At 65.3% G+C, this 20,586-nt stretch carries 19 protein-coding genes; 6 read left to right on the top strand and 13 right to left on the bottom strand.

Annotated elements, in window-relative coordinates; genetic code table 11:
* Positions 1–194 precede the first annotated feature (194 nt).
* Positions 195–530, top strand: coding sequence for a transposase domain-containing protein (locus EAE28_RS24435; protein ID WP_425466775.1), 336 nt, complete (start codon positions 195–197; stop codon positions 528–530).
* Positions 531–677: 147 nt separating this feature from the next.
* Here the strand turns inward: EAE28_RS24435 and EAE28_RS13790 are convergent, their stop codons facing one another.
* Both EAE28_RS13790 and EAE28_RS13785 read right to left on the bottom strand, forming a co-directional pair.
* Positions 678–1,427: an SDR family NAD(P)-dependent oxidoreductase gene (locus EAE28_RS13790; protein WP_127107215.1), complete on the bottom strand. Its 750-nt coding sequence runs from the start codon at positions 1,425–1,427 to the stop codon at positions 678–680.
* Positions 1,428–1,435: 8 nt separating this feature from the next.
* Positions 1,436–2,392, bottom strand: a complete 957-nt coding sequence (locus EAE28_RS13785; protein ID WP_127107213.1) for an agmatinase — start codon at positions 2,390–2,392, stop codon at positions 1,436–1,438.
* Positions 2,393–2,503: 111 nt separating this feature from the next.
* Between EAE28_RS13785 and glpK the strand changes: the two genes are divergently transcribed.
* Positions 2,504–3,982 (top strand): glycerol kinase GlpK, encoded by a 1,479-nt coding sequence (glpK, locus tag EAE28_RS13780; RefSeq protein ID WP_127107211.1) that lies wholly within the window; start codon positions 2,504–2,506, stop codon positions 3,980–3,982.
* A 16-nt stretch (positions 3,983–3,998) separates the two neighbouring features.
* Here glpK and EAE28_RS13775 read toward each other — a convergent pair whose 3' ends face one another.
* Together EAE28_RS13775 and nudC are read right to left on the bottom strand one after the other, a co-directional pair.
* Positions 3,999–4,427, bottom strand: a complete 429-nt coding sequence (locus EAE28_RS13775; protein ID WP_127107209.1) for a hypothetical protein — start codon at positions 4,425–4,427, stop codon at positions 3,999–4,001.
* Between the two features lie 14 nt (positions 4,428–4,441).
* On the bottom strand, positions 4,442–5,428 hold the full coding sequence (gene nudC / locus EAE28_RS13770; RefSeq protein WP_127107207.1) for an NAD(+) diphosphatase: 987 nt from the start codon (positions 5,426–5,428) through the stop codon (positions 4,442–4,444).
* A gap of 249 nt (positions 5,429–5,677) precedes the next feature.
* On the opposite strand from nudC, the gene EAE28_RS13765 reads away from it, so the two are divergent.
* The 3 genes from EAE28_RS13765 (at position 5,678) to rpiB (ending at position 9,287) form a co-directional block, all read left to right on the top strand.
* A complete protein-coding gene (locus EAE28_RS13765; RefSeq protein ID WP_164736635.1) occupies positions 5,678–7,615 on the top strand; it encodes a bifunctional 2',3'-cyclic-nucleotide 2'-phosphodiesterase/3'-nucleotidase in 1,938 nt (645 codons plus the stop codon).
* A 182-nt stretch (positions 7,616–7,797) separates the two neighbouring features.
* Positions 7,798–8,841 (top strand): alpha/beta hydrolase family protein, encoded by a 1,044-nt coding sequence (locus tag EAE28_RS13760; RefSeq protein ID WP_127107203.1) that lies wholly within the window; start codon positions 7,798–7,800, stop codon positions 8,839–8,841.
* The gene (gene rpiB, locus EAE28_RS13755; RefSeq protein ID WP_127107201.1) at positions 8,838–9,287 is read left to right on the top strand and encodes a ribose 5-phosphate isomerase B; all 450 of its coding nucleotides are present in this window, start codon (positions 8,838–8,840) and stop codon (positions 9,285–9,287) included. The genes EAE28_RS13760 and rpiB overlap by 4 nt, the downstream gene beginning before the upstream one ends.
* Positions 9,288–9,572: 285 nt before the next feature.
* Here rpiB and EAE28_RS13750 read toward each other — a convergent pair whose 3' ends face one another.
* From EAE28_RS13750 to EAE28_RS13720, 7 genes are all read right to left on the bottom strand, one after another.
* Positions 9,573–10,232: a hypothetical protein gene (locus tag EAE28_RS13750; protein ID WP_164736634.1), complete on the bottom strand. Its 660-nt coding sequence runs from the start codon at positions 10,230–10,232 to the stop codon at positions 9,573–9,575.
* A 129-nt stretch (positions 10,233–10,361) separates the two neighbouring features.
* Positions 10,362–12,863, bottom strand: a complete 2,502-nt coding sequence (locus EAE28_RS13745; protein WP_127107197.1) for a GcvT family protein — start codon at positions 12,861–12,863, stop codon at positions 10,362–10,364.
* 98 nt (positions 12,864–12,961) lie between these two features.
* Positions 12,962–13,498 (bottom strand): TRAP transporter small permease, encoded by a 537-nt coding sequence (locus EAE28_RS13740; protein WP_127107195.1) that lies wholly within the window; start codon positions 13,496–13,498, stop codon positions 12,962–12,964.
* A gap of 60 nt (positions 13,499–13,558) precedes the next feature.
* The gene (locus EAE28_RS13735) at positions 13,559–14,533 is read right to left on the bottom strand and encodes a TRAP transporter substrate-binding protein (protein ID WP_127107193.1); all 975 of its coding nucleotides are present in this window, start codon (positions 14,531–14,533) and stop codon (positions 13,559–13,561) included.
* Positions 14,534–14,551: 18 nt separating this feature from the next.
* Entirely contained in the window at positions 14,552–15,835 is a 1,284-nt protein-coding gene (locus tag EAE28_RS13730; RefSeq protein ID WP_127107191.1) for a TRAP transporter large permease, read from the bottom strand.
* Positions 15,836–15,845: 10 nt separating this feature from the next.
* Positions 15,846–17,369, bottom strand: coding sequence for an amidase (locus EAE28_RS13725; protein WP_127107189.1), 1,524 nt, complete (start codon positions 17,367–17,369; stop codon positions 15,846–15,848).
* A 109-nt stretch (positions 17,370–17,478) separates the two neighbouring features.
* Complete coding sequence (locus EAE28_RS13720) at positions 17,479–18,489, bottom strand: LysR family transcriptional regulator (RefSeq protein ID WP_246022356.1); 1,011 nt, start codon at positions 18,487–18,489, stop codon at positions 17,479–17,481.
* A 79-nt stretch (positions 18,490–18,568) separates the two neighbouring features.
* On the opposite strand from EAE28_RS13720, the gene panC reads away from it, so the two are divergent.
* Positions 18,569–19,489, top strand: a complete 921-nt coding sequence (panC, locus tag EAE28_RS13715) for a pantoate--beta-alanine ligase (RefSeq protein WP_127107187.1) — start codon at positions 18,569–18,571, stop codon at positions 19,487–19,489.
* 236 nt (positions 19,490–19,725) lie between these two features.
* Here the strand turns inward: panC and EAE28_RS13710 are convergent, their stop codons facing one another.
* Together EAE28_RS13710 and ccoS are read right to left on the bottom strand one after the other, a co-directional pair.
* Entirely contained in the window at positions 19,726–20,328 is a 603-nt protein-coding gene (locus tag EAE28_RS13710; protein ID WP_127107185.1) for a superoxide dismutase, read from the bottom strand.
* Between the two features lie 91 nt (positions 20,329–20,419).
* Positions 20,420–20,578, bottom strand: coding sequence for a cbb3-type cytochrome oxidase assembly protein CcoS (gene ccoS / locus EAE28_RS13705; protein ID WP_127107183.1), 159 nt, complete (start codon positions 20,576–20,578; stop codon positions 20,420–20,422).
* Positions 20,579–20,586: the final 8 nt, after the last annotated feature.

The following is a 20,586-nucleotide window of genomic DNA, read 5'->3' as shown; positions in this document are numbered from 1 at the left end:
GGTGTCGCATGATCGCCTTCTGATCCGAAGGACCAGCACCGCCATAGCGGTTTTCACGGACGTAGCGTCGAACTTCATTCTGGGCTGAGAGCTGGCAGCAAGCGAGACTGCCACCGACACGGTGCGGCTGATCAAGAAGACCTGCGAGACGTTCGGCATCTTCGACCGCCTCTGTACGGACAACGGCACTGCCTTTGCCGGGCATCTGCAAGTTTATGGGCATCCGGCTGCACTTCGCCCTGCCCAGTGGACCCGATCACTCTGGCGGCAAGTCAAAAATCGCAGAGCGAGTGTTCGCTACCTTGTCCCGCGCGCTTGATGGCCGGCCAGAGTTCAAGGGCGCTTATGCAGGGCACAAACCGGGTGCGCGCGCGGCAGGCAGCGTCCGGCCTGTCGAGAGAGCGGAGGCGCTGCGGATCATCGACCGCGAGGTGCGGCGCTACAATGGCAAAACCGGGCGGCGGTCGCAAGGCGCAAACGGTCGGTCCTATGAATTGGCCCCCCCATCGATATTTTCAGACAGAAAATGAAACAGGGTTAACGAACCCTTATCATCTGTCCTTAAATATCCTGGGGGGTGAATTGGCCGTCAGGCCAAGAGGGGGGCAAGGCCCCCCTGCCCGGTCGCCCGAGGGCGCGGCGGCGGCAGCCGTTTCGGTCGAGGGCGAAACCCCTCGCTAGCTGCGCAGCGCCGGCAGCCCCACCCCCGTGCTTTCGAACCCGCCGTCTGCCGCAACGATCTGGCCGGTCACGTAGCTCGCTTTCTCCGAGCACAGGAACACGATCACCTCGGCGATCTCGCGCTCGGTGCCGTAGCGGTTCAGCGGGATCGCGTCGTGATAGGCGTCGATGATCTCCTGGCTGTGCACCGCCATTGCCAGCTTGGTGCGCACCGGCCCCGGGCAGACGCAATTGCAGCGGATGCCGTATTCCCCCAATTCCGCCGCCTGTTGTTTCGTCAGCTGGATCACTGCCGCCTTGGACGTGCCATAGGCCACCCGCAGCGTCGACGCCCGCAACCCGCTGATCGAGGCGATGTTGACGATCGCGCCTTTGGTCTCCTTCAGTGCCGGGATGGTTTCTTGCGACATCAGGAACACCCCGTCCAGATTGGTGCTCATCACCCGCCGCCAGCGCTCGAACGTCGTGTCCTCAATCGGGCCGAAATCCGCGACACCCGCGTTGTTGACCAGCGCGTCGATCCGACCGAAGCGTTTGAGCACCTGCGCGACGGTGGCCGCCACCTCCTCCGGGATCGAGACGTCGCAGGCGAAGTGCTCGGCGTTCTCCAGCTCGGCGGCGCTGCTGTCGAGTTCGGGCAGGTCGCGGTCGATCATCGCGACCTGCCAGCCCGCTTCCAGAAACAGTTTCGTCGTGGCCAGACCGATGCCGCGCGCGGCGCCGGTCACGAGGGCGGTTTTCAGCATACCAACTCCTATTGATGCGCCATCACGATGGCGCAGAGCATTTCGAACATCAAGGACACGCCCAGAAAGGCCGTGCCCCCCGCAGGGTCAAACGGTGGCGAGACCTCGACCAGATCCGCGCCGACGATCGTCACCCCGCCCAGCAGCCGCGCGCATTCCAGTGCCTGCCACGAGGTCGGACCGCCGACCTCGGGCGTGCCGGTGCCCGGCGCATAGGCGGGGTCGACGAAATCAATGTCATAGCTGACGTATGTGTCACCTGTTCCCGCGATGCTGCGGGCCTCGGCCATCACATCCTCGACCCCGCGTTTGTGGAAGTCTTCGATCGGGATCACCCGGATGCCGACCGCCTTGGCAAAATCGCGGTCTTCGCTGTCATAGGCCGTACCGCGAATGCCGATCATGCAGACGCGGTGCGGGTCCAGCAGCCCCTCTTCCACCGCGCGGCGGAACGGTGTGCCATGGGTATACATCTGGCCGCCGAAATAGCTGTGGAACAGGTCGGTGTGGCTGTCGAAATGGATCATCCCCAGCGGGCGATCCGCCGCCAGGGCGCGCAAGATCGGCAGGGTGCACAGATGGTCTCCGCCGGCGGTCAGCGGGATGATCCTGGCCGCACGCACCCGCGTGTAAAATTCCGTCATCCGCCGCAGGCTGTCTTGCACATCGGCCGGATTGGGCGCGACATCGCCCAGATCGGCGCAGTTCATCGCCTCGAAGGGCCGCACCCCGGTGATGCCGTGCTGCGCGCGGATCATCGTTGAAGCATCGCGCAACTGCCGCGGCCCATGGCGCGGGCCGGGCCGGTTGGTCGTGCCGCCATCCCAGGGCGCGCCGATCAGGCCGACCTGCACCTCACCCAGACGCGGGTCATCCAGCCCGATATGCGGCAGCCGCATGAAGGTGGCGATCCCGGCATAGCGCGGCAGCACAAAGCCGGAAGCGGGTTGGAAATCAATGCTCATCGGGGCCTCACCTGTGACGTGTCGTCAGCAAAGCAGAAGCCCCTTCGCCTGTCACCCTCTGTTGACGGCACCCGCCCTGCCGTTAGTCTTGCGCCCAAAGAGGAGCACAGCATGCGCATACTGGCCATTGATCAGGGCACAACGTCGAGTCGCGCCATTGCCTTTGACGCGGATCTGACGGTGCAGGCCGTGGCGCAGCAGGAATTCCCGCAGCATTTTCCGGCCTCGGGCTGGGTTGAGCATGACGCCGAGGATCTCTGGCGCACCACGGTCGACACTGTCACCGAAGCCTTGGCCAAGGCCGGACCGGTCGCCGCCATCGGCATCACCAACCAGCGCGAGACGGTGGTGATCTGGGACCGCGCCACCGGCGAGCCGATCCACCGGGCGATTGTCTGGCAGGACCGGCGCACGGCGGATATCTGCGCCAGCCTGAAAGCGGCAGGCAATGAGGCCGAAGTGACGGCCCGTTCCGGCCTGCTGCTGGACCCGTATTTCAGCGCAACCAAGGCGGCGTGGCTGCTGGACAACGTCGACGGCGCGCGGGCGCGGGCGGAGCGGGGCGAGCTGGCGCTGGGGACGGTGGACAGCTTTCTGATCTGGCGGCTGACCGGTGGCACGGTCCACGCGACCGATGCCACCAATGCCGCGCGCACGATGCTGTACAACATCGGCACCGGCCAATGGGACGAAGAGCTTTGCCGCCTGTTCAACGTCCCCATGGCGCTGCTGCCTGAGGTGCGCGATTGCAACGCTTCCTTCGGCGAGACCTCGCTGTTCGGCAAACCGATCCCGATCCTTGGGGTGGCCGGTGATCAGCAGGCCGCGACCATCGGGCAGGCGTGTTTTCAGCCCGGCATGATGAAATCGACCTATGGCACCGGCTGCTTTGCACTGCTCAACACCGGCGAGACCATGGTGAGCTCGCAAAACCGCCTGCTGACGACGGTGGCATATCAGCTGAACGGCAAGGTCACCTATGCGCTGGAAGGCTCGATCTTTGTCGCGGGCGCTGTCGTGCAATGGCTGCGCGACGGGTTGGGGATCATCGAGCGCGCCGACCAGACGCAGGCGCTGGCCGAATCCGCTGACCCTGCGCAACAGGTGATCATCGTCCCGGCGTTTACGGGCCTTGGCGCCCCCTATTGGCGGCCCGAGTCGCGCGGCGCGGTGTTCGGGCTGACCCGAAACTCTGGCCCGGCGGAACTGGCCAAGGCGGCGCTGGAAAGCGTCAGTTTCCAGACCCGCGATCTGGCCGAGGCAATGCGTGCCGACTGGACGGCCAGCGGTGAGAAAGCCACGCTGGGTACGCTGCGGGTGGACGGCGGGATGAGTGCATCGGACTACGCGATGCAGGCGCTGGCCGACGTGCTGGCCGCCCCCGTGGACCGGCCGACGGTGCTGGAAACCACGGCGCTGGGGGTGGCATGGCTGGCCGGGCATCAGGCGGGCATCCTGCCCGACGCCGAGGGATTTGCCGAAAGCTGGGCGCTGGAACGCCGCTTCGAGCCGGTGATCGACGAAGACCGGCGCGCTGCCCGTTACGCGGCGTGGCAACGCGCGGTGAAGGCCACCATCGCGGCGGGATAATCCCGCCGCAGCGGGGTCAGGGGCGACCCATGTTGAAGATCAGCCGCGTCAGCCGCTCTTCGGCCTTGCCGCGCACCAGCCGCATGGATTGCAGCGCCAGCTTGGCCATGATCGTTCGCGCGCTGACCACACCCTTGCCGATCACCCGGCAGCCGCCATCGGGCAGGTCGTAGAAATCCATCGTGATCTGCGCATCGGCCAGATCCGAGGTGAACTGCATCACCATGGTTTCCGCCGCCGCCGTTTCCACCAACCCGGCAGCAAAGCGCCGCGGTTCCTCGCGCCACTGAACCGAGCAGGCCCAGGTCGCACTCGGCGGCTCGCCGGTGCGCTCGGCCTCGATCTTCATATCGCGCATCACCGACTCGAAGCGGGCGGGATCGCGGAATTTCTCCAAGACCTGAGCGCGCGGGCGCTTGAAATCCTTGGTGGCGTCAATGTCCAAAGCGGTGCTCCTTGTCAGTCTTCAGCGTCGGTCTGCGGCGCGAAGCCGATCTCTTGGGCCAGCCAGCGGGCCATCAGCTCTTGCGCGATGGCACCCTTGCGCGGGCGGCGAATGCGCGGATGCTCACCTGCCATCACTTGCGCCAACTCGTCACGGGTGATCCACAGCGCGTCTTCCAGCTCGTGATCCAGCGTGATGTCTTTGCTCACCGCCTCGGCCACGAATCCCAGCATCAGATTGCTGGGCCACGGCCAGGGCTGCGAGGCGACATAGGACACCCGCTCGACACGGACGCTAGTTTCCTCGAACACCTCACGCCGCACGGCGGCTTCCAGCGATTCACCGGGTTCCACGAACCCTGCCAGCGTCGAATACATCCCCTCGGGCCAGCCCGGAGAACGGCCCAGCAGCACCGTATCGCCGTGCTGCACCAGCATGATAACCGCCGGATCGGTCCGCGGGAAATGCACCGCCCGGCAGGACGGGCAGATGCGCTGCCAGCCCCCCTGCGCCGCATCGCTGGGCTGACCACAGGACGAACAGAACCGATGCGAACGGTGCCAGTTCAGCAAACCGCGCGCGGTCGCGGCCATGGCCGCGTCGACCGGGTCCAGCCGCGCCATCAGCCCGCGCAGATCGGCATAGCGGTGATCGTCGGGCAGGCTGGGGTGGCTGTACTCGGTCGCGTCGAAAAAGCCGGACATCGCGGCCTCGTCCAGACCGGCGGGCACCCAGGACGACACATCGGCCACGAAACGCGCGTGGCCCTGATGGGTGCCCAGAAAGATCAGATCGGCCCCGGCATCGTCCAGCACAGCGTGACCCGGTGCCAGCCAGACGGCGGTCGCCTCGGCCTCGCCCCAGATCAGCGGACGGCCACGCCAGACCGGCAGGATCCGCGTCGCCGAATCACCAAGAAGCGCGCTCAAACGATCCGCGTCTCCGCGCAGTTCTGCCTGGCGATCGTCCCATTCTGCGGCAAAGACTATGTTTCGCGGCACGCTAACCCCCTAAATTATACGTCGTTTAGGGTATTTTCCGTAGCTTGGGAACACCGCTGCTTTGCAGCATTCAGTTTACGTGTTGTCTTGCAACTATGGGCTGTGGATACTTGCCTTCGACAGGTCGGTCTTTTGCCTAATTTGTGCCACTGAGTGCCATCATTAACCAAGGCGTGCCCCTCGCGCCTGGTCATCGCCGGAACTGCGTGCGCGCTTGGGACTGAAACAGTGATCGTCAGAGGCAACAGGTTGCTCAACACCCTCTCCTTCAGCGGATTAGCCGCCGGCCAGCGCGCCGTCCACCTCAGGGTGATCGAGACGACGGACCTGCACCTGCACCTTCTCCCCTACGATTACTACGCTGACCGCCCTTCGGCCGGAGTGGGCCTGTCCGAAGCCGCGCGCCTGATCGACGAAGCCCGCACCGAGGCTGGGAATTCGGTGGTTTTCGACAATGGCGATTTTCTGCAAGGCACCCCGATGGGCGATTACGTCGCGCATCAGACCGGCTTGCGCGACGGCGACGTGCACCCGATCATGGCGGCGATGAATGCGGTCGGCTATGACGCGATCACGCTGGGCAACCACGAATTCAACTATGGCCTCGATTTTCTGATGGCCACGCTGGACGGCGCGAACTTCCCCGTCGTCTCGGCCAATCTGGCGGTCGGTCTGGGGTCTGAGCCGCGCAAGGACACAACGCTGGTCAAACCCTATGTCCTGCTGGACCGCATGCTCAAGGATCAGACCGGGTTCGAGCATCCGATCCGCATCGGCGTCGTGGGCTTTGCCCCGCCGCAGGTGATGGACTGGGACAATCACGCGCTGGATGGCCGCCTTCACGCCCGCGACATCGTCGAAGCCGCCCGCGCCTGGGTGCCCGAAATGCGCGAAGCCGGGGCCGATCTGGTCATCGCGCTGGCCCATACCGGCATCGGCAGCGCGCGCTATTCGCATGGCATGGAGAATGCCGCCATCCCGCTCGCCCGTGTCCCCGGGATCGATGCGCTGCTGACCGGCCACAGCCATTTGCTGTTCCCCTCGCCCGTGTTCGGCTCGCTTCCCGATGTCGATATCGCCACCGGCACGATCGCCGGGAAACCCGCCGTGATGGCCGGATGCTGGGGCGCGCATATCGGTGTCATCGACATGTTGCTGGTCCACGAAGCGGGCGAATGGCAGGTTCTGGGCACACGGTCTGAGGTCCGCGCCCTGCCGACCGTGCAGGAGATCGAGCACGCCGACCCCGCCGCTCCCCGCGATAATGGTCCCAGCGAGCGCGTGGTTGAGGCCGTCGCGCAGGCGCATGCCGATACGCTGACCAGCATCCGCCGTCCGGTCGGCACCTCGTCCGAGGCGCTGCATTCCTACTTTACCCATTTGGGCGTCACCGGCTCGTTGCAGGTCGTGGCCGAGGCACAGCGCGACTACGTGCGCGCCCGCATCACCGATCCCGATCTGGTGGATCTGCCGATCCTGTCCGCCGTGGCCCCGTTCAAATCAGGCGGTCGCGGAGGCCCTGCTGGCTATACCGATGTGCCCGCCGGTCCCGTCGCCCTGCGCCACATCGCCGATCTCTACCCCTTCCCCAACGCGATTGCCGCGCTGTGCCTGACCGGGGCCGAGGTCATCGAATGGCTGGAACGCTCGGCCGCGGCCTTCAACCGGATCCGCCCCGGCTCGACCGGAACACCGCTGCGCAACGGTGATGTGCCGGGCTATAATTTCGAGGTCATCGACCCGCTCGACGTGATCTACGATCTGTCGCAACCCGCGCGCTATGACTTTGCCGGGGTGATGATCAATGAACAGGCGCACCGGGTGATCTCGGTGATGCTGGACGGTGAACCGCTGGACCCGCAAGGCCGCTATCTGCTGTGCACCAACAGCTACCGCGCCGGAGGGGCCGGTAAATTCGCCGGGGCCAAGGCGAGCAATCTGGTGCTGTCAGACGAAAGCGTGACCCGCGATATCCTGCACCGTCATGTCCGCGAGCATGGCTCGCTGCGGCGCCCTGATCACGGCAGCCTGCGTTTCAAGGCGATGCCGAACACCAGCGTGATCTTCGAAACCGGCCCCGCCGCGATGGCGCATATGAACGAGATCGAGGGATTCCACCCTGAACAACGCGGGCTGACGCCGCATGGCTTCCTGCGGCTCAAGCTGGATTTGTCGCACGGGGCGTGACGCGGGATGTCCCACGATGGGACAGCCCCTTGCCGCGAATATAGTCAATGACTTGCAGCGACGCCTTAAGGTTTCCTCAAGCGTTCTACGCCCCAGACCGATTGCCATCCGCGCGCAATTTCTGATAGCAGCGAACCCTGCAAGCCGTTGGCCAGCCTGACGCGAACCGGAGTCAGCCCGTCGTGAAATTCGCCCTCCTCCTGTCCCTCTTTGCCCTGGGCGCCTCGGCGGCCTGTGCCGACCAGACGACCGGCGTGGCGACGGTCATTGACCGTCACGCGGACAGGCCTCTGACCATGACACTCTGGTATCCCGGCACCGGCGGCACCGTCGAGGTGGTCGGCGGCAACGCGGTCTTCACCGGCGTCACCGCCGCGCGGGACGCTGCGGTGGCGGTCGAAAGCCTGCCGGTGGTGCTGGTCTCGCACGGCGGCTTGCGCTCGGCGGCGGACTCGGGCGCATGGCTCTCGGCCGGACTGGCGCGGGCGGGTTATCTGGCCGTCGAAATCAACGCCCCGCGCGCGACCTCGGCGGCGCAGGGCGTCAACGAGATCTGGCAGCGTCCCGCCGATGTGACCCGCGCGCTGGACGCCCTGACCAGCGATCCGGCGTGGTCCCCCCGCCTTGATCCGACCCGCATCGCCACGGTCGGCTTCGCGCTTGGCGGCACGGCGGCGCTGGCCTTGGCGGGCGGCCTGTTTGACACCGACGCTTACCTGCAATCCTGCACACCGCCACACTCCGGGCCGGACTGCGGCTGGTTCGCGGCGCAGGGGGTTGCGCTGACCTCGGTCGACGGCCCGGCGCTGGCAAGCCTGCGTCGCGATCCGCGCATCGGGTCGGTGGTGGCGATTGCGCCTGAGCGGGTCGATGTGTTCGCGGACGGGCTGAGCACGGTCGCGGTGCCGTCGCTGATCCTGTCGCTGGGCGCGGCGCAGAGCGGAACGGGCGCAGTCCCGCAGACCACGCTGGCGGCGACGGTGTTCGACGGGTTCGCGGCCTGCACCCCCGCCGGTCCCGACATCCTGCGTGAGGACGGTGGCGATCCGGCGATTTGCGGCGACTCCCCTTCCGCGCGCGACGCGGCGCATGCGGCGATCCTTGCCGCGGTTCTGCGCTTCCTGCAGACCGCCGGGCACTTAGCCCGCGACGGCGGGAATATTGACGCGACGCAGAGAACCTGCTCCAAGGCGGCGATCTCATGCCCCCTTGGAAAACGCCCATGACCACCAACACCCGTATCGTCCTGTCCAGCGATCACGCGGCTATCGAGCTGCGCCGGATCATCGCCGCGCATATCACCACGCTGGGCTGGGAGGCGGTCGACATCGGCCCGACCACGGCCGAGAGCACGCCCTACCCTGAGCGTGGCGCAGAGGCGGCGCGGATGGTGGCGTCGGGCGATTGCCGGTTCGGCATTATCCTGTGCGGCACGGGTCAGGGCATCATGATGGCGGCGAACAAGGTGACCGGCATCCGCTGCGGGGTCTGCGCCGAGCCGTTCTCGGCCCGCATGATCCGCCAGCATAACAACGCCAACATGCTGTCCATCGGCGCGCGGGTGGTCGGCGAGAGCCTCGCGCTGGATATTGTCGAGGCGTTTCTGGGTGCCGAGTTCGAGGGCGGGCGGCACGCGACGCGGGTGGCGATGATCGAGGCGCTGGAGGGGTAATCTAACGCCGCTTTCAGGACCGGAGAAACAGGAAGGGGTCGCGCCACGCGGCCCTTTTTGCGTTTCGGGAGGGGGTGTCCCACGATGGGACATTTTGTGAGGTGAGGGGAATCAAGGGGTTAGGTGGTGGCGTTAGGGTTTTGGTAGGGGTTTGGGTTTGGGTTTGGGAGGGAGTGTCGGGGTGAACCCCGACCTACGGGCTAGTGTAAAGGCTGAAGCGCCAACGTAATGTCGTGGGCGGTGAAAGCGAGGGCGACGAGCGAGTTGTGGGCGAAAAGATCAAACTTACTCAGAATCCAAAGCACTCAATAGAGCAGCCTGATACTCTCTGTAATCTCTTAACGCATCTTCCACATTTTTTTCGGCGGCGCGCTTGAAACCAAAGTAATGAGGGGAGTTGCGCCCTTTTCCGCAGAGCGTCAAAAGTCTTGCGAGAATGAAAATCCCATCGCGACAATTTGCAACAACAGTGGACACGGTACCGATATACTCTTGCTTGTCATTCCCCTTAAAATCCTTGTAAGCAGGCAAACGCTTGCCCCCACGATCCCATGACTTAATAAGTGAATGCGCGATTCTCTCCGAGCGAATTAGCGAGGTGGTCTGGCTCTCCGTTCGGCTTGACCATTCGTTGAAATCCGCAACCCACTCTTCGTATTCGCCAATTAATTCAGTACTTTGAAACCGTCCGATGGTAGAATACTTATCGACGAAATTTTGGAGAGATACCGAATCTTGAATTCTTTCCAGTAGCTTTGCAGTGTTGAGATAGAGACTATCGCTATACGTCAGCAGCACCCAATACGCTGCACGAACTGACTTCTCTCTATTGCTTCGTTCAAAAAGATCGTCTCTTTTCAAGAATTCTTCAACAAAACTTAAATCAACGCAGAGCGCGTCGAACTGGCGCTCCAATCGGTCAATAAAAATAGAATAATCTTCCATACCGCAAATCCATCCGTCACGTGTCACGGGATCCCCATTTGGTAGCCCGATGATCATCTCGCAGCAACGAGAAAGGGCCGCTCTCGCGGCCCCCTTCCCAGTCCTACAAAGGTGCGTTGAAAACGCACCCTACGCGTCTTTGCGGATGACGGTGTTTGTGGGGTCGTAGGGGCTGTCCTCGACCACGACGGCGTCCCATTCCTGCAGCAGCATCTTGACCTTGAGCCTGGTGCCGACCGCTGCCAGATCGGGGCGGACATAGCCCATGCCGATCTGTTTGCCGAAGGCGACCGAATACCCGCCCGAGGTCAGGCGGCCGATTTTCTCGCCGTCCAGCAGCAGCGCCTCTTTGCCCCACGGGTCGGTGTCGGACGGGCCGTCAATCAACAGCGTGACGCATTTCGAGCGGATGCCGGTATCGAGCATCGCCTGCTTGCCGCGGAACTCCTTGCTCAGGTCGATGAAGCGGTCGAGACCGGCTTCCATCGGCGTGGCGTCGCGGCCCAGTTCAGTCCCAAAGGCGCGGTAGGATTTTTCCTGCCGCAGCCAGTTCTGTGCCCGCGCGCCGACCGGCTTCAGCCCATGTTTCTCACCGGCCTGCATCAAGAGATCCCACAGGTAGCGGCCGAACTCGATGGGGTAGTGCAGCTCCCAGCCCAGCTCGCCGGTATAGGCGACGCGGATGGCACGGACGGGGCACATGCCCAGCTCGATGTCGCGCATGCTCAGCCAGGGGAAGCGCTTGTTGGAGAGAACAGTGTCGGGATTCGCGTCCTTGACGATCTCTTGCAGGATGGCGCGGGCGTTGGGACCGGCCAGCGCGTAGACGCCCCATTGCGTGGTGATGTCGTGGCAGTCGACGTAATCGCCACCGGCTTTGCGGAAATCCTCAATCTTCTGGGTCAGGTAGTCGCCGTCATAGGCGGTCCATGCGCCCGCCGAGATCAGGTAATATTCGTCCTGCTTGAGCCGCACGATGGTGTATTCGGTGCGCGTGGTGCCGGTTTCGGTCAGCGCGTAGGTCAGGTTGATGCGGCCGACCTTGGGCAGGGCGTTGGTGGTGAAGTGATCGAGGAAGGCCGTCGCCCCCGGCCCGCGCACCAGATGCTTGGTGAAGGCGGCGGCGTCGAGGATGCCGCAGGTTTCGCGGACTGCCTTGGCCTCGGCTTCAGCGTATTGCCACCACGCGCCCCGGCGGAAGCTGCGGCTGTTGTGGTCGAAATCGGCGGGGGCACCGATGGGGCCGTAGTAGTTGGGCCGTTCCCAACCGTTCACCTGACCCATCTGGGCACCCAGCGCCAGTTGGCGGTCATAGGCGGGGGCGGTGCGCAGCGGGCGGGCGGCTTCGCGTTCCTCGTCGGGATGGTGCAGGATGAAGACGTGCTCGTAGCATTCCTCATTCTTGCGGGCGGCGTATTCGGTGGTCATCCACGAGCCGTAGCGCTTGGGGTCAAGGCTGGCCATGTCGATCTCGGCCTCGCCTTGGGTCATCAGCTGGGCGAGGTAATGGCCGGTGCCACCAGCGGCGGTGATGCCGAACGAGAAGCCCTCGGCTAGCCACATGTTGCGCAGGCCGGGCGCGGGGCCGACCAGCGGGTTGCCGTCAGGGGTGTAGCAGATCGGGCCGTTGAAATCGTCCTTGAGGCCCACCTCTTCCGAGCTGGGAAGGCGGTGGATCATGGACATGTATTCTTCCTCGATCCGGTCCAGATCGAGCTGGAAGAGGTCGGCGCGGAAGCTGTCTGGCACGTCATAGAGGAAGCGGGCGGGGGCGTTGCGCTCGTACGGACCAAGGATCCAGCCGCCGCGTTCCTCGCGCACGTACCATTTGGCGTCGGCGTCACGCAGCACGGGGTGCTCAGGGTTGCCCGCCGCGCGCCATTTTTGCAGGGCGGGGTCGGGTTCGGTGACGATGTACTGGTGCTCAACGGGAATGGCGGGGATCTTGATGCCGAGCAGGCGCGCGGTGCGTTGGGCGTGGTTGCCGGTGGCTGTGACGACGTGCTCGGCGTGGATCTCGAATTTTTCCTCGGACGGGATCAGCATGCCGCCCTTGTCGAGCATGCGGGTGCACGACACGATCCATTCGTCGCCGGTCCAGAAATAGCTGTCGACCTGAACCTTGCGCTCGATCCGCGCGCCGTGCTGGCGGGCACCCTTGGCCATGGCTTGCGTCACGTCGGCGGGGTTGATGTAGCCGTCCTGCGGGTGGAACAGCGCGCCTTTGAGGTCTTCGGTCTTGACCAGCGGCCAGCGTTCCTTGATCTGCGCAGGCGTCAGAAATTCGTGGTAAACCCCGGCGGTTTCGGCGACGGATGAGTAGAGCATATACTCATCCATCCGCGCGTCGGTCTGTGCCATGCGCAGGTTTCCGACGACGGCGAAACCGGCGTTCAGGCCGGTTTCAGCCTCAAGCGATTTGTAGAAATCGACCGAGTATTTGTGGATGTGGGTGGTGGCGTAGCTCATGTTGAAGAGCGGCAGCAGACCGGCAGCGTGCCAGGTCGAGCCCGAAGTCAGCTCGTCACGCTCGACCAGCAGGGTGTCCCAGCCCGCCTTGGCCAGATGATAGGCAATCCCGGTGCCCACCGCACCGCCGCCGACGACAAGGGCTTTCACATGGGTTTTCATCGCACCGGGCTCCGATTGCTGGTTTGGGTCCGGTTTCGCAGGTAATCGCGCCGCGCGGTGAAATGCACCCGACCAGTCGAGGCGCGAAAACGACGCGCTCAGTCGAGCGCGGCGGTGAGTTCGGTCTGGTCGTGACGGCTGTGGCCTTCGGCCCAGCGGGCGGCGAGGTGGATCAGGATGATGATGAACGACACCGGCACCACGACCGAGATCCAGACCATCGGAATGCCCAGCGTGTCCATGGTGATGCCCGCCTGCCGCGCCAGATAGCTGCGCGCCATGGTGCCGCGCAGATCGAAGAAGCAGAAATAGAGCACCGGCAGGATAAAGGTCAGGATGGCAACGGTTTGCAGCGCCTCGGCCAACAGGCCCAGCAGATGCGGACGGCTGGGAAAGACGCTTTGCATCAGCACGGCATCGCTGCGGGATTTGAACGAGAGCGAGGCGCCCAAGAGGCCGGTCCAGACCATCGCATAGCGCGCGACGTCTTCGGTCCAGACGGGCGGGGATGAGAAGACATAGCGGGCGATGACCTGAATCATCACGGCCACGAACATCAGCGCCACGGCAAAGATGGTGATGCGGCGGACGACGGCGTTGATGCCGTTGCTCAGACCCAGAATGATGCGGCGCATGGCAGGCCTCAGAAGTTCAGGACAGGGGCGGCGGGCCGGGGGTGGCCCGCCGCGACAGGATCAGCGCGTTTGTGCGGCCAGATCGACCCAGCGCGCGACCGCGTCGGCGGCCATCAGGTCGGACTGGTAGGTGGTCGCGGACAGGTCGCGGAACACGGCGCGCTCTTCCGGGCTCAGGCGCTGGACGGTGACGCCTGCGGCCTCAAGATCGGTGAGCGCGGTGTCGGTCATGCCGGCCAGCCACGCGCGGTTCGCGGCATTGCCCGCCTCGACCGCCGCATCGACGGCAGCGCGGTCGGCGTCGGACAGGTCATTGTACCACGCCTGCGAGAACAGCACGGCGCGCAGCGGGATGATCACCCCGGCGTCCGAGAAGTTGTGCACAAAGTCGGTCTGACCGAACATGATCGGCACGGTGGGCGAGTTCAGGTAGCCGTCGATCACGCCGGTTTGCAGGCCGGTCGGCACCTCACCCCAAGGCACGATGGTGCCGCTGGAACCCCAAGCCTGATACATGGCGATCTGCGCGTCATCGAGGGCGCGCATGCGAAGGCCGCTCATGTCGGCGGGGCTGCGCACGGCCTGATCGGTGGTGATGATGCCCGACGACGGCCCCAGCGGCACCAGTGCGGCAAGGATGACTTCCTGCCCGGCGATGGCCTCGTTGATCCGGGCGAACACGTCACCGGCGGCCAGCGCGCGGTCCATATGGGCGGCATCGTCGAAGATATAGGGCAGACGGACGCCGTAGATGAACGGGTCCACCTGCGCGACCGAGCGGACATCCGACAGCGAGACTTCCAGCAGGCCGGTGGTGATCTGGTCGAAAACCTCGGCCTCGGCCCCGACTGCGCCGCGCGGCAGTTCGCGCACGTCCATCCCGGCGGCGGTGAGCGAGGCTTCAAATGCGCTCACCCAGTTATACGAGCCCGAGGTGGCCAGATCGGGCGCGGTATCCAGCGCGATCTTCACCTCGGCCTGGGCTGTGGTGGCGGCTGCCAGCAGGGTGGCAAGGGTCAGTGTGGTCAGTTTCATGGTCGTTCCTCCCTAAGATCAGTTCACGGCGAAACCGGCGAAGCGCGGCAGCGCAAGGCTGATTTCCGGCCAATAGGCCAGCGCCAGCAGCAACAGGATCTGCACGGCGATAAACGGCAGCGCAGCCCGCGCCAGCCGCCAGTAATTGAGGTCGGTCAGGGCCGCGACGACGACCAGACATTTGCCCAAGGGCGGCGTGATCAGGCCGATGCACAGGTTGAAGCACAGCACGATGCCCAGATGGATGGGGTTGATCCCCTGCTCGACCGCTTGCGGGACAAAGAGCGGGATCAGCAGGGTCAGGGCCACCGGCGTGTCCATGAACATGCCTGCCACCAGAAAGATGGCGATCAGGAAAAACAGGTACTTGGTGCCGGTCAGGCCGATGCTGTCGACCCAGTCCGCCAAGGCCTCGGACCAGCCCAGTTGCCCGGCGAGATAGCCCAGAAGCGAGATCGCGGCGAGAATGATGAAGATCGTGCCGGTCAGGCGGGCGGTGGCTTCCAGCGCCTCGGCCACCATTTTTACGCTCAGCCCGTTGTAGAACAGGCCTGCCAGCAGCGCGAAGCAGACGGCGACGGCGGAGCCTTCGGTGGGCGTGGCAAGGCCGAACACCAGTGTGCCAAGGATGATAACCGGCAGCATCAGCGCCGGTGCCGCGCGGCGCAGGGCGGGCCAGAAGCGCGGCAGGCTGGGGTCGCGGCCACCAGGGTGATTTCGCAGATGCGCGATCAGGGTATTGAGCGCCATCAGCGCCACGGCCAGCAGCAGGCCCGGCACGATCCCCGCTGAGAACAGCGCACCGACCGACACGCCGGTCAGCCCGCCGTAGATGATCATGATGATCGAGGGCGGGATGATCGGCCCGATCATCGACGAGGCCGCGGTGATCGCTCCGGCGTAGTAGCGGTCATAGCCGCGCGCGACCATCTCGGGCACAAAGGTGCGCGACAGGGCGGCGGAATCCGCGATGGCCGAGCCCGAGATCCCGGCGAAGAACACCGAGGTCAGGATATTGACGTGCCCCAGCCCGCCCTTGAAGCGGCCGACCATCGCCATGGCAAAGTCGATCAGGCTGCGGGTGACGCCCGCGCGGGTCATGATTTCCGCCGTCAGGATGAACAACGGCATCGCCATGAAGGAAAACACATCGAGCTGCGCGAAGATGCGTTGCGGCATGATCGACAGGTACTGCGCGCGGTCGGCGGCGAAAAAGGTCACCACCGACACCGCGCCCATCATATAGGCGAAAGCGGTGCCGCTGATCAGCAGCGCGACAAAGGCGAGGGGCGCGATCCACATCGGCGGGCTCCTAGACGGCGGTCGGCGCAGACAGCGCGGCACTGGCGGCGTCGTTCTGCGGCGGATGGGTGACGATCGCGCGCAGATCAACGGTGGAGCGGGTGAGCGCGTCAAGGTCAGGGCGCGGGCGGGCGGTGGCCGGGTCGCGGGCCAGCAGCGCCTCGATGCTGCGCGCGCAGGCCAGAAGACCCGCGTCACCGCGCACCGGGCCGAGCAGTTGCAGGCCAAAGGGCATGCCCTCCGGGTCCAGCCCGCTGGGCAGGGTGATCGCCGGGCCGCCGGTCAGCGAGCCGCGATAGGTCAGCGCCAGCCAGCGGTAGTAGATGTCCATGTCCTGCCCGTCGATCTGCGTAGCGTGCGACTGCGTCCACGGGAACGGCGAGACGGGCGCGGTGGGCAGCAGGATCGCGTCCAGCCCGGCGATGCGGGCGTTGAACTGGCGCAGGATGCGGGTCTGTTCGGCATGCGCCCAGGCGCGGTCGGCAAGGGTAAAGCCCAGACCCAGCTGCACATTGGCGTGGATATGCAGGCCGAAATTGTCGGGGTCGGTCTGCGTGGCGGTGCCAAACGCCGCGACGAAGCTTTCTGCGCGCAGGATGTCAAAGGCGCGGTCCATGTCGCCGAGGTTCAGGTCCACCGGGCGCAGCTCGGCCACATCGGGTTTGAGCGCGGCCAGGCGGGCACGGAAGGTGGCGCGGATCTGCGGGTCGACGGGCGCGCCGCCGAAATCCTCGCTATAGCCCAGCCGCAGGGTGCCGGGGTCGCGCGGGGGCAGTGCATCGAAGCGGGCGGGGTCGGACGGCGCGGACAAGGGATCGCCCGGATCAAAGCCGTGACAGGCGCGCAGCATCAGCACCAGATCGTCCACGGTGCGCGCCATCGGCCCCAGCACCGAGATCGCCGACCAGCCCAGAGGCCGCGTCGGATGCGCGATCACATCGACCGACGGTCGATAGCCGACGATGCCACACAGCGCGGCGGGCAGGCGCAGCGAGCCGCCGGTGTCCGAGCCGGTGGCCAGCGGCACCAGATCCGCCGCCAGCGCCGCCGCCGAGCCGCCGGACGAACCGCCGACGATCAGCGCTGGGTTGAACGGGTTGCCGGTCGCGCCCCAGACCGGGTTGCGGGTGTTGCCGCCAGCGCCCAGTTCCGGCACGTTGGTCTTGGCCAGCACGATGGCCCCGGCGGCGCGCAAACGGGCGACCATCGGCAGATCCTGCGCCGGGACATGGTTGCGCGAGCGCGGGTTGCCATAGGTGGTCAGCAGGCCCTTGGTTTCCTGCAAGTCCTTGACGCCAATCGGCAATCCATCGAGCAACCCTTTGGGTTGACCCTTGGCCCAGCGCTGGGTGGAGAGCGCGGCCTCGTCCCGTGCCGCGTCGATGTCAAAGGCGGTCAGCGCGTTGATAGCGGGATTGATCGCGGCGATATGCATCAGCAGCGCCTCCAGCAGCGTGCTGGGTGTCAGGGTGCCCTGCGCAAATGCGGCGAGCATCTGGTGCGCCGTCAGCGCGGCGAGTGGATGTGCGGTCATTGGCCCTCTGACCGGATCGCCCGCGGGACGCTCCGTGCCTATAATTTCTCCCGGCGTTATGGTTATGGGGAAATTTCAGCCGGTAATATTGAATTCTTGGGCGTGAACCTTAACCGTTCGGAATGGTATTGCGCTCTGCGGCCGCCTGATCGAGACAGCGCAGGAACAGCGCGAGGGTGTTGTTCGTCTCGGGCCCGCGGGTGTGCCAGAAGCTGCGGGCCTCGGACAGCAGCCCGTCGGTCTCCAGCGGCAGCACGACGATGTCACCGCGCGCGACATGGGTCTGGGCGAGGCTCTTGGGGAAGAGGCCCAGCACCGGCATGGCCCGCATCAGCGCCAGATTGAGCGACAGCGAGACCGAGGCGATGGTGTTGGTCGGCAGCGGCAGACCCAGCCGGGCGAAATGCGCCTCGACCGCATTGAGCGCGACCGAAGTGCTTTGCGGCAAGAGCCACGGCCAGTCAGTGACATCGGCCCATTGCAGGGTCTCGCGCAGGCCAAGCGGGTGGTCGCGCCCGGCAACAACCACCACGGCGTCGCGCATCAGCACGCTCTGGCGCACGCCGGGCAGCTCCTGCGGTTGCCAGGTGCGGGCGATCAACAGGTCGATCTGCCCGGCCTCGAACTGCGGATAGAGGGCGGTGAAATGCCCCTCGGTGATGGTGACGCTGGCGGTCGGCGCGCCGCGTTTGAACAGCGTCAGGGCGGCGGGCAACAGGATCGGCGCAACCGAACTGACGACGCCGATGGAAACCGATCCGGTGATGCCGGTCGCCATGGCCTCGATGTCAAAGGCGGCACGGTCAAGCTGGCTGAGCACCTGCTGCGCATGCACGGCAAGGCGCGCGCCGATGGGGGTCAGGAACAGCCGGTTACGCTCACGCGTGACGAGGGGCGTGCCGACGAGGCGCTCCAGCTCGGCGATCTGCTTGGAAATCGCGGGCTGCGAGAGGTTCAGCGCCTCGGCCACCCGCGCCACCAGCTTGAGATCGGCCAGCGTGGCGATGACCCGCAAATGGCGCAGGGTCAAGAGCTTGCTCAGATCGGCGGTCAGCATGGGCGGCGGTTCCTTGGACGGGGTGGGGCCATTGTGCACCGCGCCGGGGCCGCGAACAATCATGCGCCTGCGCCGCCGCCCCATGCGGCTTGCCGGTCGTGGCGCAGGACGCTAGGGATCGCGCTCAGCCTTGGGGGGTGCGATGCAGCTCATCACGACAAAATCCGCGATGCGCGACGTCGCGCGCAGTTGGCGCGCGGCGGGCGAGGCGGTTGCGCTGGTGCCGACCTCAAGCTTTGTGCATGACGGGCACAAGGCGCTGGTCGCGCGGGCAAAAAGCGAGGCGGCGCGGGTCGTCGTGTCGATCTTTGCCAGCCCCACGCCCTTTGGGCTTACCGATGACGTCGCCACCCGGACGCGCGTGCCGGAATGGGATGAGGCGGCGCTGCACGCGGCCGGGGTGGATGCGGTCTTCGCGCCCTCGGTGGACGAGATGTTCGGGCCCGACGCGCAAACCATGGTGGAAACGACCGAGCTGGCGAAGACCCTGATCGGCAAGTTCAGGCCGGTGCATTTCCGCAGTGTGGCGACGGCGTTTACCAAGCTGTGCAACATCGTGCAGCCGGATGTCGCCTGTTTTGGCGAGAAGGATTACCAGCAGCTCTGCGTGATCCGGCAGATGGTGCGCGATCTGGATATGCCGCTGCGCGTGCTGGGTGTCCCGACCGTGCGTGACGCCGACGGGCTGGCCGTGTCCACCCGCAACGCCCGGCTGACGGCTCAGGACCGCGCTGCCGCGCTGGTGCTGTCGCGCGCGCTGTCCGAGGCCGAAGAGATGGCGAAAACCGGCATCACGGCGTCCCGGCTGAGGGCCTGGGTCGCGGCGACACTTCAGGCAGAACCACGCGCCGAGCTGCAATCCGCCGACATCCGCGACGCCGAAACGCTGGGAACAATCGCCGGACCGCTCACCGCGCCGGCGGTGCTGCTGCTGGCGGTGCGGTTCGGGGCTGTGCTGCTGCTGGATCAGCGGGTGGTGCAGCCTGAGGACGCGCAGATCGGAGGGGCTGCTCGCCCCCCCGAGCCCCCCTCGCCAGGGGAGGAGGCACGCCCCCTCCCCTGAACCCCACCCGTGGATATTTGAAGCATAAAGTTGAAACTTAACGAGTCGTTAACCCAACTTTATGCCGCAAATATCCTCAGGGGGTGAGGCCGTCAGGCCGAGGGGGGCAGAAAGCCCCCCTTGCGCGCGGCACGCGCGCCGCGGCGAGGGGGCTCGATGCCCCCGAGTTGCGGGGTTCCAGACGCAAAAAGGGGGGCGCGCGGCCCCCCTTTTCCTGTCTCGTATCGGCGCGGGGTTCAGCCCAGACGCGCCGCGACGTTTTCCCAGTTGACCAGCTTGTCGAGGAAGTTGGTCAGGTAGGCCGGGCGCTTGTTGCGGAAATCGATGTAGTAGGAGTGCTCCCACACGTCGCAGCCCAGCAGTGCGGTCTGGCCGAAGCACAGCGGGTTCACGCCGTTTTCAGTCTTGGTGACTTTCAGCCCGCCATCGGTGTCTTTCACCAGCCAGGCCCAGCCCGAGCCGAACTGACCGGCACCGGCAGCCGAGAAATCTTCTTTGAACTTGTCGACCGAGCCGAAGCTGTCAACGATGGCTTTCTCCAGCGAACCGGGCATGGCGTTGCCGCTCGGGCCCATCATTTCCCAGAACTGGGTGTGGTTCCAGTGCTGCGAGGCGTTGTTGAAGATGCCGTTCTGCGCCACAGCGCCCGACTGGTAGGTGCCCTTGACGATCTCTTCGACCGACTTGCCTTCCCACTCGGTGCCGGCGATCAGCTTGTTGCCGTTGTCGACATAGGCCTTGTGGTGGATGTCGTGGTGGAATTCCAGCGTTTCCTTGGACATGCCGAGCGAGGCCAGAGCATCGTGGGCATAGGGAAGGTCGGGAAGGGTGAAGGACATCGCGGTACCTCTTTCGTTTGGTTGCGTTGGGGGTAATAAGTGCCTCAAGCGCCCAAAGGTCAAGGCCGTGCGGGTCTGCTTTTGGGTTCCATCACGGTTTAGGGTGGTCGTCGTAGTCACCGCGCAGGATGCGCTGGCTGTCTCCTTCGGGGTCATCGTACTGCCCGCGCCGCAGGGTCCACCAGAAGGCCAGCAGCCCGGCAATGCCTAAAAGCAGCGAAACCGGAATCAGGATCGCCAGAATATCCATGTGTTCGT

It is taken from the genome of Pararhodobacter zhoushanensis, from assembly GCF_003990445.1.
Classification (GTDB): domain Bacteria; phylum Pseudomonadota; class Alphaproteobacteria; order Rhodobacterales; family Rhodobacteraceae; genus Pararhodobacter; species Pararhodobacter zhoushanensis.
The sequence above is the reverse complement of the archived record's forward strand: the minus strand, read 5'-3'. Positions and strand labels throughout refer to the sequence as shown.